Consider the following 14,461-nt stretch of genomic DNA (forward strand, 5'->3'; position numbering starts at 1 on the left):
GCTAGAATGGGGGCCCATTTTTCACAGACAGATCCTGCACCATGACCCTATCCGGATTTCAAGGCCTGGTTTTCGACCTCGACGGCACTCTGGTGGACTCCATGCCCTTGCACCTGGCCGCCTGGGAGCACACCGCCCGCGAGTTTGGCTTTCGGTTCGACGCCGACTGGTTTTATGAGCTGGGAGGCATGCCCAGCCGCAAGATAGCCCTGCTGGTGGCCGAAGTGCAGCAGATCGCGCTGGATCCCCTGGTGGTGACACGCTGCAAGACCGAACACTATGTCGCCAACCTGCACAAGGCCACCCCCTTCCCGGCCATGCTGGATCTGGTGGAACGCTATCACGGCCGGCTCCCCATGGGCATAGGGACAGGCTCCCCCCGTATCAATGCCGAAGCGGTGCTGCGCAACACAGGGCTGGATCGGTATTTCCCCGTGGTGGTTACCGCCGACGACGTGGAGCTGCACAAACCCCATCCAGACACCTTCCTGCTGGTGGCGCGACGCCTGGGGATCGAGCCCGGTCAATGTCTGGTGTTCGAGGACACGGGCATAGGCGCGCAGGCCGGTGAAGCGGCCGGCATGCAGGTCTGCATGGTCAGAGAGGGAAAACCGGTCGGGTTGACCTGCTGAGTGACGAAGACGAGCGGGTCAACAACCGGCTCGGGAGAGAAGCCCCACTCTCATACGGGACAGGCGAAACATGAGAGTGGGGAGCAGATGTCACTGGCTGACGCAGCAACACCGTCAGGATGGGCGGGGGCGAGATTTACTGCTCGCTGCCACCACCCTGGTTGTCGTCATAACGGCTGGGGGCGCCATGGGGGCGCGGTGCCATGGAAACCCGTGGCTTGCGGGCCCGCTGGATGCTGACGGCAGGACGGCCGGAGTGCATGGCAATGGTGGAAATCTTGGCCTTGTAGACCAGTTGCTGATTGCCATGGGCATCGGTCAACAGCACGCTGTACTGGTCAAAACCGCTGATGGTCCCCTCTAGCTTGATGCCGCTCACCAGGAAGATGGCGACCTGGCTACGGTTTTTGCGCAACCAGTTGAGGGCAGAATCTTGCCCGTTCCCGAGGGAGAAGGCCTGCTCGATAGTGGAGTAGCTTGGGGATTCAGTTGTCATAAATTATTGTCCCGCGGAAAAAAAGTGGCGTTTGATTGTGCTAAATGGTCACTGCCTTGTCAAAGTCATTCTCACACCCGGGCAGGATGGATAACGACAGGGCTGGTCGGCAGGGGCCGCTGCTGCAATAATTGGCGGCTCTGGCCCCGTGGCGGGCCTCATGCTGGGGTCTTATCTTGCATCCGGTTTCACACCAACATCCACCCACCTATACCCATGACGCGACCGCCTGCGAAGAGTGTGACCTGCTGGTGCCGGCCACCGAGCTGGCCGTGGGGGAGACGAGCAGTTGTCCGCGCTGCGGCCATACCCTGACTCGTCATCTGCCGGAGCAGGAGCGTAGGCCCATCGCCTATGGCTTTGCGGCCATCATCATGTTCGTGCTCTCCAACGCCTTTACCTTCATGTCGTTCTCGGCCAAGGGGGTGGGGCAGGAGATGACCTTCCTGCAGTGCATCACCACCCTGGTGGATCAAGGCTACCTGTTCCTCGGGGCCGTGCTGAGCATTACCCTGATCGGGTTGCCGCTGGTCTATATCGGCTCCATCATGCTGGTGCTGTGGCGCCTGGACAAGGATCTGCACAGCAAGGCCCTGCGCTCCCTTGGCCGCCTGCTGTGCCGGATCAAGCCCTGGCTGATGGTGGACGTCTTCCTCATCGGGGTGCTCATCTCGCTGGTCAAGCTGATGGGGATGGCCGACATCAAGATGGGGCTGTCGTTCTGGGCCTTCGTTGGCTACACCCTGCTGCTCATCAAGATGATCTCCTCCCTGGATCGGATGTGGCTGTGGCAGCGGCTGTTCGGCCCGACGGCGGCGAGGGAGCTGGATCCCGAGGAGAGCGCCCTGTCGTGCGGTCTGGTGGGCTGTCACATCTGCGGCGCCCTGAACGAGCAGGATGCCCATAGTTGCGTTCGCTGCGGGGATCACCTGCACAGCCGCAAGCCGGGTGGTCTGAACCGCACCTGGGCCCTGCTGATCACTTCGGTGATCCTCTATGTCCCAGCCAACCTGTATCCCATCATGGACACCGTGTTCCTGGGGGATGACAGCCCCTCGACCATCATGGGCGGGGTGGTGCTGCTGTGGGCCATGGGCTCCTACCCGATTGCCGCGGTGATTTTTTTCGCCAGCGTGGTGGTGCCGCTGGTGAAGATCCTGGCGCTGCTGTGGCTCTGCTACGTGGTGCAGCGCGGCCAGGGGGCATCTCCCCTCGGCAAGCTCAAACTCTATCGCATGACCGAATTTGTGGGGCGCTGGTCGATGATCGACGTCTTCGTGGTGGCCATCCTGGCCGGTCTCATTCGGCTCGACAATCTGATGACCATCTACCCTGGCCCTGCGGCCGTCGCCTTTGCCGGGGTCGTACTGGTCACCATGGTGGCTGCCATGAGTTTCGATTCCCGCCTGATCTGGGATTTACAACAAGGAGAACGCGAACGTGAGTGAGCGTAAGACAAGGTGGAAACCGGGCTCTGATTTCATGAGTTCGGCTGCCGCTATCTGGATGGTGCCCTTGCTGGCGCTCTTCATCGGCGCTTGGATGCTGTTCCAGCACTGGTATTCACAAGGGCCGAGCTTCACCCTGACGGTGGCGACCGCCGAGGGCATAGTGGCAGGCAAGACGGTGATCCGTTCTCGTGAAGTGGAGGTGGGCCGTATCGAGACGGTGGAGCTCAGCGAGGACTACAGCCATGCCGTGCTCAAGGCTCGCCTGACCAATGCCGCCGCCGGCATGCTCAAGAAAGACAGCCAGTTCTGGGTGGTCAAGCCCAGGGTCGGGCGTGAGGGCGTTTCCGGTCTTGGCACCTTGCTCTCCGGTGCCTATATCGAGCTTTCTCCCGGCAAGAAGGGCAGGGCGCGAAGCGAATACGCCATGCTGGACAGGCCACCCCTGGCATCCCTGGATGCCAAGGGATTGCGACTCTCCCTGTCCAGCCGGGATGCCAACGCGCTGGGCGCGGGTTCCCCCATCAGCTATCAGGGATTCACCATCGGCCAGGTCGAAGAGGCCAAGTTCCTGCCCGAGAAGAGCGAGATGCAGTACCAGCTCTTCATCAACGCGCCTTATGACGTACTGGTGAGCAGCAACTCCCGGTTCTGGTTGACGCCCGGCTTCGAGGTCTCCATGAGCAGCGAGGGGATGAAGGTGAAGATGGACTCGCTGGAGAGCCTGATCAACGGCGGCATCACCATGGGGCTGCCTCCCGGCTGGTTGCCGGGGGAGCCGGTGAAACAGAACGACGAGTTCGTGCTGTTCAAGGACGAGGAGAGCGTGCTGGCCGGTAGCCTGGATCAGTTCATCGACTATGTCTTCCTGTTCGACAATGATGTGGGTGGGCTGCATCCCGGCGCGGCGGTACAGTATCGCGGCATCCGGGTCGGTACCGTCATCTCGGCTCCCTATCTCATCGACGACAAGGGCGTCCAGCTGTTCAAGAGCCGGCAGATCCCGGTGCTGGCGCGCATCGAGGTGCAGCGTCTCTCCCACCGTTATGCCAATGCGGAGAAGGAGCAGTGGCGGGCCCTGTTCAACAAGCAGTTCAAGGAAGGGCTGAGGGCTAGCCTCAAGACCGCCAGCCTGCTGACGGGGGGCAAGGTGATCGATCTGAACTTCTATCCGGATGCGCCTGTCTATCAGCCGCTCAAGATGGCGGGCTATCAGGTCTTCCCGACTGCCCAAGCCGGGCTGGATCAGATCGAACGCAAGGTGAACCTCATCCTCGACAAGTTCGTCGACATGGACATGGCCACCACCCTCACTCAGGTCAACAGCACCCTGATGACACTGGACAAGACGCTCAAGCATGTCAGTGCCGTGAGTGCGAATCTGGAGCAGTTTACCGGCCAGCAGTCGACCCAGCAGTTGCCGGCCTCCCTCAACCAGAGCCTCAAGCAGTTGCAGGAGACGTTGCAGACCTATGATGCCGGTTCCCAGACCAATCAGGAGCTGCGTCAGTCGGTGCAATCCCTCAACCAGCTGATGAGCGAGTTGCAACCTCTGGTCCATTCACTGAACGAGCAGCCGAGTTCGTTGATCTTTGACCGCGCTCGTCCGCGGGATCCCGAGCCCAAGCGAGGAAAATGATGAAAAAACGGATGATGACGCTGGCCTTGCTGGGCCTGCTGGCGGGATGTGGCAGTGCGCCGACGACGCTGCATTACTATTCGCTGGATGCCGACACGGCGCCGTCGAGTGTCACCACGGCGCAGCCGCAGCACCAGTTGGTGCTGCGCCCCGTCGCCCTGTCCGGTCAGCTTGACCGGATGAGCCTGGTCTATCAGCTGGAGGGCAAGGAGCTGCACTTTGCCGAGTACCATCGCTGGGCAGGTTCCCTCGATGCCCAGTTGAACCAGTTGACCCTCAATGGCCTCTCCAGCCGCTTGCCTGGCTGGGTGGTGCGTCAGGACGGGGCCCGCAAGGGGCCTGTGCTGAGCATCTCGGTCGAGCGTTTCCAGGGGCGGCACGACGGCCGCGCCCTGCTCAGCGGTCGCTGGCGCCTGCTGACGGAGGAGGGGGTCGTGTTGAGAGATGTTCCCTTCCTGCAGGAGCGGGTGCTGCCTGCCGATGGGTATGGCGCCCTGGTGAACGAGTTGGGACAGGGCTGGCAACTGTTGCTCGATCAGATTGCGGCGGATGTGCGCACGCGCATCTGAGGAAGCATAAAAAAAGACGGGAGGCCATGGCCTCCCGTTTTGTTTGGGGTCGTCGTTATTGCTGTACTTCCGAGATGCCCTGTACCTTGACCTCTACCCGGCGATCCGGGGCCAGGCAGACGATCAGCTCACGCTTGGATTTGCTGGTGCAGCTGTCGCCGGTGACGGGAGACTGCTTGCCACGCCCTTCCACATTGACCTTGCCGGCCGGCAGGCCCTTGCCAATCAGGTAATCGGCCACGGTCCGGGCACGCTGCTCGGACAACTTCTGGTTGTAGGCCTCGGAGCCAATGCGGTCGGTATAGCCGATGACGGTGGCCGACCCGTCTTTGGGCCTGGCCTCTTCAATCTGGCTGTAGAGGGTATCCAGCGCCTGCCCGGCCTGGGGCTTGAGGGTGGCCTTGTTGAAGTCAAACAGCACGTCCGAGCTCAAGGTGAACTGCTTGTCGACCATCACGGGCTCGGGCGCGGGGACGGGAGCTGCGACCGGCAGAGCCGGTGCAACTTGACCGAAGCGATAGACGGCGGCCAGGGAGAGCAGGCCGTTGTCCATGCGCAGGCCGGTATCGTCACGGCTGCCATACGGGGTGCTGTACTGGTATTCGAGGCGGGCTGCCCAATCCAGGCTCAGGGCATACTCCGCACCGAGCGCGCCGACGAAGGTGAAGCGGCTGTCGTTTTCCAGCTGATCGCTGTCGGTCCAGCCATAGCCGCCCCCGACACGGCCGTAAAGGTCCAGATTGTCCGCAACCGGGAACCCCAGTTTCAGCGTGAGCTGGGCCAGCTGGGCTTGCACGGAGTCATTGAAGGCCGCGCCATTGCGGGTGCCGCTGTACTTGAGCTTGCCAAGGTAGTCATAACCCAGTTCGACACCCAGATTCTGGTTGATCTGGTAACCGGCGAAGGCACCGGCGCCGACTTCATCGTCGTCTTTGTCGGTGATGGCGATGGAATTGCTCTCATCGACACCGTAGAAGTTGGACCAACCCAGTTTGGCACCGCCATACCAGGTGTTGTCTTGTCCGGCTGCCTGGGCGTTGGCCGCAAGCAAGCCTGAAACCAGCAAGGTAATCAGTGTTTTGTTCATAGATGCCTCTGCAATCTTGTGTGTGGGGAGCGCGAATTCATGTCGCCTCGCCTCGTGGGTTGGGCCTGTGTTCGACCACAACACGTTTAAACGTAGCTCGCTTTTCTCGATCTACAAGCAACTGATATAAAACATATTGTGATATCCATCTGCATCATAGTGGAGACAGAAGACCGCCGGGGAACCGTGACTCGAATCTGTGATGGGTGTCATATGGGGTTGCTTGCCCTTGTCGGCAAGAGGGCCGGCGAAGCGCCGGCCCTGGCAGGATGGCCTCCGTTATCGAGGGAGGAATTCGTACTCCTGTTCGATGAAGGCGGCAGCCCGCTCGCTCAGGGCGGCGTGTACCACTGTGGTGGGGTGGACCTGGTCCCAGAACATCTTGCCTTCACAGTTCAGCTCGCCCGCACTGCGGCGCGCCATGGGCGTTGCGACGGCCTGAGCCAGCAGGGGGTTGCCGGCGATGGCAAGGCGCTCCTCGGGATTGAAGGGGGCCAGCCGACTGTCGGTGGCGGCGCTGCGGGAGGCAAACGGCTTCCACACATAGCCGCCGCCATAGCAGGCGTGTTCGGTGTCGCTCAGGCCGAAGTTCTGCGGCTCGCGCAGCATCTCGGCGAACTGCTTGTCGATCTCGAACAATTTCACCATGCCGGTGGGGGCCAGCTGGCGTGCCAGGTTCAGCAGCAGCTGGTTGTGGTAGGCGGAGACATGGCTGGCTGCCTCGACCACTTTCTGGCTGCGGGCCGAGGGGTTCTGGCCCAGATCCGGCAGGTTGAACAGCAAGATCTGCTTGGCGCCATTCAATACCATGCGGTTGGCCGCATCGCTGATGGCGTCGCGCACCCGCTTGGCATCCTGCTCGGTGTTCCAGCCATAGGCCAGGTAATCGTTGGCACCGACCCAGAGGATCACCAGATCATCGGGCTTGAAGCTGTCCTTTTGCAGGAACTGGGTCACCTCGTAATCCAGGTTGTTGATGACCTGATACTTGGGATTCCAGGAGATCTTGTTGTAGGCCACGGCAGTGGCGCCCCCTTCCGCCTCGTTGGCGATGGCGAGGCCCGGGAAGTGCTGGGTGAGCTGCTCCAGCCAGACCGGGCCATTGGAGAAGCGGCCTTGATGGTAGGGAGGGCTGGAGGGGAGGTAACCGCGCATCTTGGTGTACATCTTGCCGGTGTCGGAGAGGCTGTCGCCGAACATCACGATGCGGGAGAAGGGGGGACGCGTCTCGGCGGCATGGACCGTGAGGGCGAAGAGTCCCAATAAACACAAAAGCCATTTGTTCATGTAGCTGTTCTCATGGATGGGGCAGGGCGGGCCTGCGGGCTGTTCCTCGATGGCGGCGGGCTGGGAACCCGCATGGCCAGGTGAAAAGGTATCCACTCGAATACATTATTGCAGCATGCCGTGGCCATTTAATCGCTTGCGATCACATCACTCCTCCCTGAATGGGGAGGCTTCACGTTTGTTTCACGCGCCCCCGGGCAAGATGCCCTCATACCGCAAAGACAGGAGCATGAAATGAACAACGCAAAAGCAATCGCCCTGGTGGCCCTGATGTCCGTCTCTTCCTTCGCCATGGCGGCCTACACCGGCCCCAAGGAGCAGAACAAGGTATCGGTCGCCCAGTTGAAAGACGTGGCCGATGATCAGTGGGTGACCCTGGAAGGCAAGCTGGTCAAACACCTGGGTGGCGAAAACTACCTGTTCCGTGACGACAGCGGCGAGGTGGAAGTGGAGGTGGATGGTGACGTGTGGCGCGGTACCGAGGTGGGCCCTGACGATCTGATCCGCGTGCGCGGCGAGGTGGACCACAGCTGGAACAAGACCGAAGTCGAGGTGGAACACCTGGAGAAGGTGGGGGCAGCGCCCCTGAGCAAGGGTGGCTTCATCGCCAAGTAAGTTTTCAGGCCACAGTAAATGGGAAGGGCGCTCCAGGAGCGCCCTTCTTGCATGCCATCAGCCAGCCCGGCTTGCGACGGTTCGCTTGAACCCCTTCTCGGCCTGATTGACCTTGTAGAGATAGCGGCGAGCCTCTGCCTTGGGATGCTGTTCGGTCAGCACCTGATAGACGGCCTCGGGGGAGAGGCGGTTGATCATGCCGGGGGCCGCCTTGCGATCGTTGGAGAAGGTGTTGAGCACCCCTCCCGCACCACCGTTGTAGGCGGAGATCACCGCATAGCGGCGGGACTGGGGATCCTGGATATCCGCCAGATAGACGGTCTGCAGCAGGTGCAGGTAGGCGGTCCCCACATCGATGTTGTAGGCCGGATTGAACAGATCTTCCCTGGTCGGCTGGCCATCCTTGCCCTTGACCCTCACATAGACATCCCGCCCAGCGGTAGCCGGGATCACCTGCATCAGGCCATAGGCGTTGGCGTGGCTGACCGCATAGGGGTTGAAGCTGCTCTCGGTCTTGATCACCGCGTAGATGAGACTCTCGGCGACCCCGTACTTGCGGGAGGCGTCGCGGATGATGCTGGCGTATTTGTAGCCGCGCCTGTCTTCGTGGTTGGCCACCATGGGAATGTCGATGAAGAAGATGTTGCGGATCCCGAGGGTGCGCTTCTTCATCGCGTTGGCGATCAGATAGTCGGCATAACGCTCTGCACGCCAGCTGGAGCGGATCGCTTGTCCCTGGTTGTCCAGCACCTGGCCATAGAGGAAGGGCTCGCCACCTGGCATGATCTCACGGTCGGAATAGAGGTCGACCTCTGCCGGATCGTCCGGGGTCAGCAGGGTTTCGATGATGGCGCGACGCAGGTGGGCACGGGGATCCAGACCCGAGACGGTCTCCACCATGATGTGACCGCTGGAGAAATCGATGTGGGCGCGGCTCTTGTACTGATCCGTGTATTTGACGTAGTCAAACTTGCCCGCGAACAGCGCCTCGCGCCCCCATATCTCGTTCACGTTATGGGAGAGCGCACTGATCATGTGTTCAAAACCGCGCACGTCCTTGCCGTTGACCAGATCATCATCGCCACTCCCGCTGGTCTGGGGTGTGGATGAACAGGCAGAGAGAAACAGCAGGGCGCACAGCAGCCCAAAAAAACGACCCATAAGATCCTCAAACCGGGCGGTGGGGCCGCCCGTCACTGACTGGCCTGAGCCAGGATTGGTGTCACCCTGCGGCATGTCGACGACTCAGGGGGACGCTGGCCCTTTGACTCGATTCCCGCTCACTGGCTGGGAGGGGTGTAGCCGTCGATCTGGACTTCACCCGCGTCGAACAGATAGCTGACCATCTCTTTTTCCAGCAACTGGCGGTGCTCGAGATTCATCATGTTCAGCTTCTTCTCGTTGATCAGCATGACCTGCTTCTTCTGCCACTCGGTCCAGGCTTCCTTGCTGATGTTGTCGAAGATCCGCTTGCCGAGTTCACCGGGGTAGAGTTGGAAATCGAGACCCGGCGCTTCTTTCTTCAGGCGCAGGCAAAATACGGTACGGCTCATGTTGACCTCTGTGGTTGCAAGTCTGGTTGTAAGTCCGGGTAGGCGAGCAGACGGGCCGTGGCCGCCGCCAATCCCACCTCGGCAGGATGGCGTAAGTTATACCAGAGTCGGGTATCCGCTTCCATGAGCAGGGGGGCGGGCGGAACAGCCATTTCGATCAGCAAAGGGCGGATATCGAGGTGGAAGTGGCTGAAAGTGTGACGAAATCCAGCGAGCTCCTGATAGGCGGCATCCTCCAGCCCCAACTCCCGCAGTCGTCCGGTCACCTCGGTGAGGGATTCCACCTGCGGGAAGCAGTAGAGCCCGCCCCAGATCCCTTGCGGCGGACGCTTCTCCAGCAGCAGCTGATCGCCGTGGCGGATGATCAGCATAATGCCGTTGCGTGCCGGAATGCTCTTCTTCGGCTTGCTGTGAGGGTAGGCGGTGGGGTTGCCCTGCGACAGCCCCTGGCAATCGGCCTGCACCGGGCAGCGCTCGCAGGCGGGCTTGCTGCGGGTGCAGACGGTGGCCCCCATGTCCATCATGGCCTGGTTGTACTGGGCCACCCCGACGCGCGGGGTGAGGCGGGTCGCCAGCTCCCAGAGATCGTGCTCGACCTGCTTCTGACCCGGCCAGCCCGTCAGCGCCAGCCAGCGGGTGAGTACCCGCTTCACGTTGCCATCCAGGATGGCGTGGGGCTGGCCCAGAGAGAGGGAGAGCACGGCCCCGGCGGTGGAGCGACCGATGCCGGGCAGGGCCATCACCTCTTCCAGTTGTTCCGGAAAGAGGCCGCCGTGCAGATCGCGGATCTGCTGGGCAGCCTTGTGCAGGTTGCGGGCGCGCGCGTAGTAGCCAAGCCCGGTCCAGTGATGCAGCACCTCGTCGATGGGGGCGTTGGCCAGGGCCAGCACGTCGGGGAAGCGGGCCATGAACCGCTCGTAATAGGGGATGACAGTGGCAACCTGGGTCTGTTGCAGCATGATCTCGGAGACCCAGACCCGGTAGGGGGTTTTGTCCTGCTGCCAGGGCAGGGTCTTGCGGCCGTGGATCTGGTACCAGTCCAGAATGCGGGTGGCGAAGGTGGTGTTGTCTGAGTGGCTCACAGTGTACTCATGTTCTGATGATAAGTCCGCCCGCCATCAGGAGGGCGATCCTCGACCCGGCGCATGGCAAAGGTCGAGTGTAGGTTATTGATTAAAAAGGGGAGCTCTCGGGCTCCCTCAGAATGGGCGGTGACCCTCCCAGGAGAGGGCCACCGGATGCCGACAGATCAGCCGCGCCAGTCTTGCAGCGCCTTGAGGCTGGCATACTGGCCGCCGACCTGCAGGACGATGTAGTCCTGGGCGATGGCTGCCAGGATGACACCGGGGGCGATCTCATTGCCCTCGCGCCACTCCCGTCCATTGAGCACGACGGCCCGCTTGGCCGGGTCGGAGGAGTAGTTGTGGGCACCATAGGTCAGGGACGGTACCTGCTGTTTCAGGGCCGGGGCCAGGGCGCCGAGGGGGATGGCACTGGTCTGGACTTGAGCCTGGGGCGCACTCTCTTCCACCAGCGGCGTGTTGTTGAGGGCGGCCATCAGCCGCTCTGCCAGACTCTGTCCCCCCTGGCTTGCGGTAGTCGCAGCCGGGGTTGCGGCAGGTCTTGGAGCGACCACGGGCTCCGGCAGGGGGGGCGGCAGCGGCCGGGTGATCATGGGCCTGGGTTCGACCCGCACGAAGGGGGGAGTCACCACTTCCTTCACTTCGACCTGCTGTTCCACTGGTTTGAGGTGATAGAGGTGCCAGCCATAGTTGGCGGCGGCGCCCATCACCAGGGCCAGGGGCACCAGGGCCCACCAGATCCAGCGGCGGTTGGGCTCCTCTTCCTGGCTCACGGGCAGACCCATGAGCGGCATATGGGGGGTGAACTGGGGCTGGTCGGCCCGGCGCAGGGCCTTGAGCAGGGTGGACATCAGGAGGCCTCCTCGACCATGGGGTCCGTCTCATCATCTGCCACGCTGTCGAGATCGACCGGCGTGCTGGCTCGCAGGGATTCATCCTCCAGCCTGGGCATGGGTTCGCCGGAGGCCACATTCAGCCGCAGCAGGGTGTTGCTGCCGGCGATGCCGTCCGGGGTCAGTCCCTGCTCGCGCTGGAACTGTTGCAGCTTGTTCTTGAGGGTGGCATCAAAGCGGCTCACCTTGCGATCGGGTTGCTGCATGGCGCGGCTAAGGGCGTTGTCCAGCCACTGCACCTGGGCAGCCCCGGCATTGCTCGCTATCAGGGGCACGTTGCCCCTGGGCATGCGCCAGAGCAGGGTGTAGCTGCCGCCCCAGGCGTCGGAGAGCCACTGCCTGTCCACCTGCCAGCTCTGGTTGCCGATGAGCAGGGAAGCCTTGTCCGCCCCCAGGCTGACCAGGGTGGCGTAATAGAGGCCGCCGGTCTCGTCGGTGAGACTGATGAGGGCCGGGTATTGCAGCGCCTGCAATTGTGCCAGGGAGGCTTCTCCCTCCTGGCAGCGCAGGCCCGCACGGGGGGCATTGTCGCAGGTTGCCTCCTCCAGCTCGGCCTGGTAGCCCCATACCTTGTAGAGATTCTGCATGGCGACGTCCGGCTCCAGCGCCTGATTGATGGCGCGGGTCAGCTGGGCCTGCTGCTCTGGCGTGTCATCCACCTTGACCGGTACCTCGACCTTGACCAGGGGGCGGGCTGGGAAGAATCCAAAGAATTGCCAGCCCCACCAGCCGGTGGCGACCAGCAGGGCGCCCACCAGGGCGACCGTGAGGCCGGATTGCCAGCTCCCCTCGTCGCGAATGCCGCTCACCTCATACGCGGACTGGCTGATGTCCCCGTGCACTATCTTGTGGCTGCCACGGGCGAAGGCGGCGATGAGGGCGCGGTCGCAGATGAGGTTGATGAGGCGGGGAATGCCCCCGGAGAGGCGGTGCAGGGTCTGGATGGCCCTGGGGGTGAAGATGGGCTGGACGCAGCCTGCCACCTGCAACCGGAAGCGGACATAGGCATCCACATCCTGGCGCGACAGCGGCAGCAGGTGATAGCGGGCGGTGATCCGCTGCGCCAGCTGGCGCAGCAGGGGCTGGCGCAGCATCTGTTGCAGCTCGGGCTGGCCGATGAGCACCACCTGCAGCAGTTTCTTCTCGTCTGTCTCCAGATTGGTGAGCAGTCGCAACTGCTCCAGCACGCCGGGCAGCAGGTGCTGGGCTTCATCCACCAGCACCACGCTGCGCTTGCCTGCCGCCAGATTCGCCAGCAGATGATCCCGGATAAGGTCGAACAACTGCTTGAGGCTGGCCTCTTCGCCGTAGGGCAACTGGAATTCGTCGCAGATGGCGGCCAGCAGATCCCGCTCGGTCAGAGAGGGATTGAGGATGTAGGCGATCTCGGTGTCGGCGGGCAATTGCTGCAGCAGACAGCGGGAGACGGTGGTTTTCCCCGTACCCACTTCCCCGGTCAGCAACACGAAGCCGCCACCGTCCTGCAACCCGTAGTTGAGGTGGGCGAGGGCCTCCCCGTGACGCTCGCTCATATAGAGGTATTTGGGGTTGGGCGAGATGGAGAACGGGGGCTCCGACAGACCGAAGAACTGTGTGTACATAAGGATCCATTCCATTGTTATGGGCGGCAGGTTAAAGCCTCCCAAAAGGGATGTCAAAGACCCGGATACCATAAGGGGAGCTGGCTCGAACCACGGGCTGACTCACCCAGGACGATGGCGGAAAGCGGCCGCCCGGCCGAGTGATGACGAGCCCGGTGCGGCGGGGGCACATCGTCTCTCTTGGCCAAAAGCGGTATCATCGGGGCAAGTTTATCGAGGGAGAGTGCGCGTGCAGATTTATCTGGTAGGAGGGGCGGTACGGGATCGCCTGTTGGGACTGCCCCAGGGTGACAGGGATCACCTGGTGGTCGGCGCCACGGTGGAGCAGATGCTGGGTCTCGGATTCACCCAGGTGGGCCGAGACTTTCCGGTCTTTCTTCACCCCAAAACCCAGCAGGAGTACGCCCTGGCGCGCACCGAGCGCAAGCAGGGGCAGGGTTACACCGGCTTCGTCTGCCATGCCGCCCCCGAGGTGACGCTGGAGCAGGATCTGCTGCGCCGGGATCTCACCATCAACGCCATCGCCGAAGATAAGGATGGGCAACTGCACGATCCCTACGGCGGCGTGCAGGATCTGGAGGCGCGGTTGCTGCGCCATGTCTCGCCGGCCTTTGCCGAGGATCCTCTGCGCATCCTGCGGGTGGCGCGCTTCGCCGCCCGTTTCCATGCCCAGGGGTTCGTGGTGGCCCCCGAGACGCTGGGGCTGATGCGCGAGATGACGGAGGCTGGAGAGCTGGCCCACCTGACCCCGGAGCGGGTCTGGAAGGAGCTGGAAAAAGTGCTGCTGGGGTCGACACCCCAGATCTTCTTCGAGGTGCTGCGCGAATGCGGCGCACTCAAGGCGCTCTTCCCCGAGCTCGATGCCCTGTTCGGTGTGCCGGCCCCTGCCAGATGGCACCCGGAGATCGACACCGGCATCCACACCATGATGGTGCTGGCGCAGGCATGTCGTCTCTCCCCCGAACTGACCGTGCGCTTCGCGTCCCTCTGCCACGACTTTGGCAAGGGGCTGACCCCGCCCGCCTTCTGGCCGAGCCATCACGGCCATGGCCAGAAGGGGTTGCCGCTCATTCGCGATTTTTGCGAGCGCTTCCGGGTGCCGAACGAGTGTCGCGATCTGGCACTGCTGGTGAGCGACCTGCACACCCATATCCACATTGCCTTCGAGCTCAAGCCCGCGACCCTGCTCAAGGTATTCGACAAGGCCGATGCCTGGCGCAGACCGGAGCGCTTTGCCCAGCTTCTCGATGCCTGTCGCGCCGACTTCCACGGTCGTACCGGCTTCGAAGAGAAGGTCTACAGTCAGCCGGACTATGTCGCCGAGGCCCTGGAGGCGGCGCAGGCTGTGCCGGTCAAGGAGATAGTGGCGGCCGGCTTCAAAGGGGAGGCAATCCGCGAGCAGCTTGCCAAGCGGCGGCTCGATGCCATCAGCCGGGTGCGCGATGAGTGGACCTTTATCGAGGAGTAAACGCCGCAGCCGATCGACGCTCAATCGACGGCGTGATATGGGCGAAGCATAAAAAAGCCCGGGTCAATGACCCGGGCTTTTTTGTCGTGCG

The 14,461-nt window shown here is 62.4% G+C and carries 14 protein-coding genes; 6 read left to right on the forward strand and 8 right to left on the reverse strand.

Going from position 1 to position 14,461, the window contains the following annotated elements:
• Nucleotides 1-41: 41 nt before the first annotated feature.
• A complete protein-coding gene (locus I6L32_RS09860; protein WP_216945018.1) occupies nucleotides 42-632 on the forward strand; it encodes an HAD family phosphatase in 591 nt (196 codons plus the stop codon).
• Between the two features lie 136 nt (nucleotides 633-768).
• Here I6L32_RS09860 and hfq read toward each other — a convergent pair whose 3' ends face one another.
• Nucleotides 769-1,128 (reverse strand): RNA chaperone Hfq, encoded by a 360-nt coding sequence (gene hfq, locus I6L32_RS09865; protein WP_039040603.1) that lies wholly within the window; start codon nucleotides 1,126-1,128, stop codon nucleotides 769-771.
• A gap of 176 nt (nucleotides 1,129-1,304) precedes the next feature.
• Between hfq and I6L32_RS09870 the strand changes: the two genes are divergently transcribed.
• The 3 genes from I6L32_RS09870 to I6L32_RS09880 are packed head-to-tail and all read left to right on the forward strand — an operon-like array spanning nucleotide 1,305 to nucleotide 4,784.
• Nucleotides 1,305-2,576: a paraquat-inducible protein A gene (locus I6L32_RS09870; protein ID WP_041211730.1), complete on the forward strand. Its 1,272-nt coding sequence runs from the start codon at nucleotides 1,305-1,307 to the stop codon at nucleotides 2,574-2,576.
• Nucleotides 2,569-4,215 (forward strand): intermembrane transport protein PqiB, encoded by a 1,647-nt coding sequence (gene pqiB, locus I6L32_RS09875; RefSeq protein ID WP_069651939.1) that lies wholly within the window; start codon nucleotides 2,569-2,571, stop codon nucleotides 4,213-4,215. Before I6L32_RS09870 ends, pqiB begins: the two co-directional genes overlap by 8 nt.
• The gene (locus I6L32_RS09880; RefSeq protein WP_216945019.1) at nucleotides 4,215-4,784 is read left to right on the forward strand and encodes a membrane integrity-associated transporter subunit PqiC; all 570 of its coding nucleotides are present in this window, start codon (nucleotides 4,215-4,217) and stop codon (nucleotides 4,782-4,784) included. The genes pqiB and I6L32_RS09880 overlap by 1 nt, the downstream gene beginning before the upstream one ends.
• A gap of 55 nt (nucleotides 4,785-4,839) precedes the next feature.
• Here I6L32_RS09880 and ompA read toward each other — a convergent pair whose 3' ends face one another.
• Both ompA and I6L32_RS09890 read right to left on the reverse strand, forming a co-directional pair.
• The gene (ompA, locus tag I6L32_RS09885) at nucleotides 4,840-5,871 is read right to left on the reverse strand and encodes a porin OmpA (protein WP_216945020.1); all 1,032 of its coding nucleotides are present in this window, start codon (nucleotides 5,869-5,871) and stop codon (nucleotides 4,840-4,842) included.
• 279 nt (nucleotides 5,872-6,150) lie between these two features.
• The gene (locus I6L32_RS09890; protein ID WP_119197792.1) at nucleotides 6,151-7,158 is read right to left on the reverse strand and encodes an SGNH/GDSL hydrolase family protein; all 1,008 of its coding nucleotides are present in this window, start codon (nucleotides 7,156-7,158) and stop codon (nucleotides 6,151-6,153) included.
• Between the two features lie 234 nt (nucleotides 7,159-7,392).
• On the opposite strand from I6L32_RS09890, the gene I6L32_RS09895 reads away from it, so the two are divergent.
• Nucleotides 7,393-7,773 (forward strand): YgiW/YdeI family stress tolerance OB fold protein, encoded by a 381-nt coding sequence (locus I6L32_RS09895; protein WP_039040598.1) that lies wholly within the window; start codon nucleotides 7,393-7,395, stop codon nucleotides 7,771-7,773.
• Between the two features lie 57 nt (nucleotides 7,774-7,830).
• Here I6L32_RS09895 and mltC read toward each other — a convergent pair whose 3' ends face one another.
• From mltC to I6L32_RS09920, 5 genes are all read right to left on the reverse strand, one after another.
• Nucleotides 7,831-8,934 (reverse strand): membrane-bound lytic murein transglycosylase MltC, encoded by a 1,104-nt coding sequence (mltC, locus tag I6L32_RS09900; RefSeq protein WP_010675743.1) that lies wholly within the window; start codon nucleotides 8,932-8,934, stop codon nucleotides 7,831-7,833.
• A 119-nt stretch (nucleotides 8,935-9,053) separates the two neighbouring features.
• Nucleotides 9,054-9,326, reverse strand: a complete 273-nt coding sequence (locus I6L32_RS09905) for an oxidative damage protection protein (protein WP_010675742.1) — start codon at nucleotides 9,324-9,326, stop codon at nucleotides 9,054-9,056.
• Nucleotides 9,323-10,408, reverse strand: coding sequence for an A/G-specific adenine glycosylase (gene mutY / locus I6L32_RS09910; RefSeq protein WP_202016111.1), 1,086 nt, complete (start codon nucleotides 10,406-10,408; stop codon nucleotides 9,323-9,325). Before mutY ends, I6L32_RS09905 begins: the two co-directional genes overlap by 4 nt.
• 167 nt (nucleotides 10,409-10,575) lie before the next feature.
• Entirely contained in the window at nucleotides 10,576-11,259 is a 684-nt protein-coding gene (gene exeB, locus I6L32_RS09915) for a GspB family T2SS assembly factor variant ExeB (protein WP_053288784.1), read from the reverse strand.
• Nucleotides 11,259-12,902: an ExeA family protein gene (locus I6L32_RS09920; protein WP_010675739.1), complete on the reverse strand. Its 1,644-nt coding sequence runs from the start codon at nucleotides 12,900-12,902 to the stop codon at nucleotides 11,259-11,261. The genes exeB and I6L32_RS09920 overlap by 1 nt, the downstream gene beginning before the upstream one ends.
• A 229-nt stretch (nucleotides 12,903-13,131) precedes the next feature.
• Between I6L32_RS09920 and I6L32_RS09925 the strand changes: the two genes are divergently transcribed.
• Nucleotides 13,132-14,370, forward strand: a complete 1,239-nt coding sequence (locus tag I6L32_RS09925) for a multifunctional CCA addition/repair protein (RefSeq protein ID WP_216945021.1) — start codon at nucleotides 13,132-13,134, stop codon at nucleotides 14,368-14,370.
• Nucleotides 14,371-14,461 lie beyond the last annotated feature (91 nt).

Source organism: Aeromonas sp. FDAARGOS 1402 (assembly GCF_019046925.1).
Taxonomy (GTDB): domain Bacteria; phylum Pseudomonadota; class Gammaproteobacteria; order Enterobacterales; family Aeromonadaceae; genus Aeromonas; species Aeromonas caviae.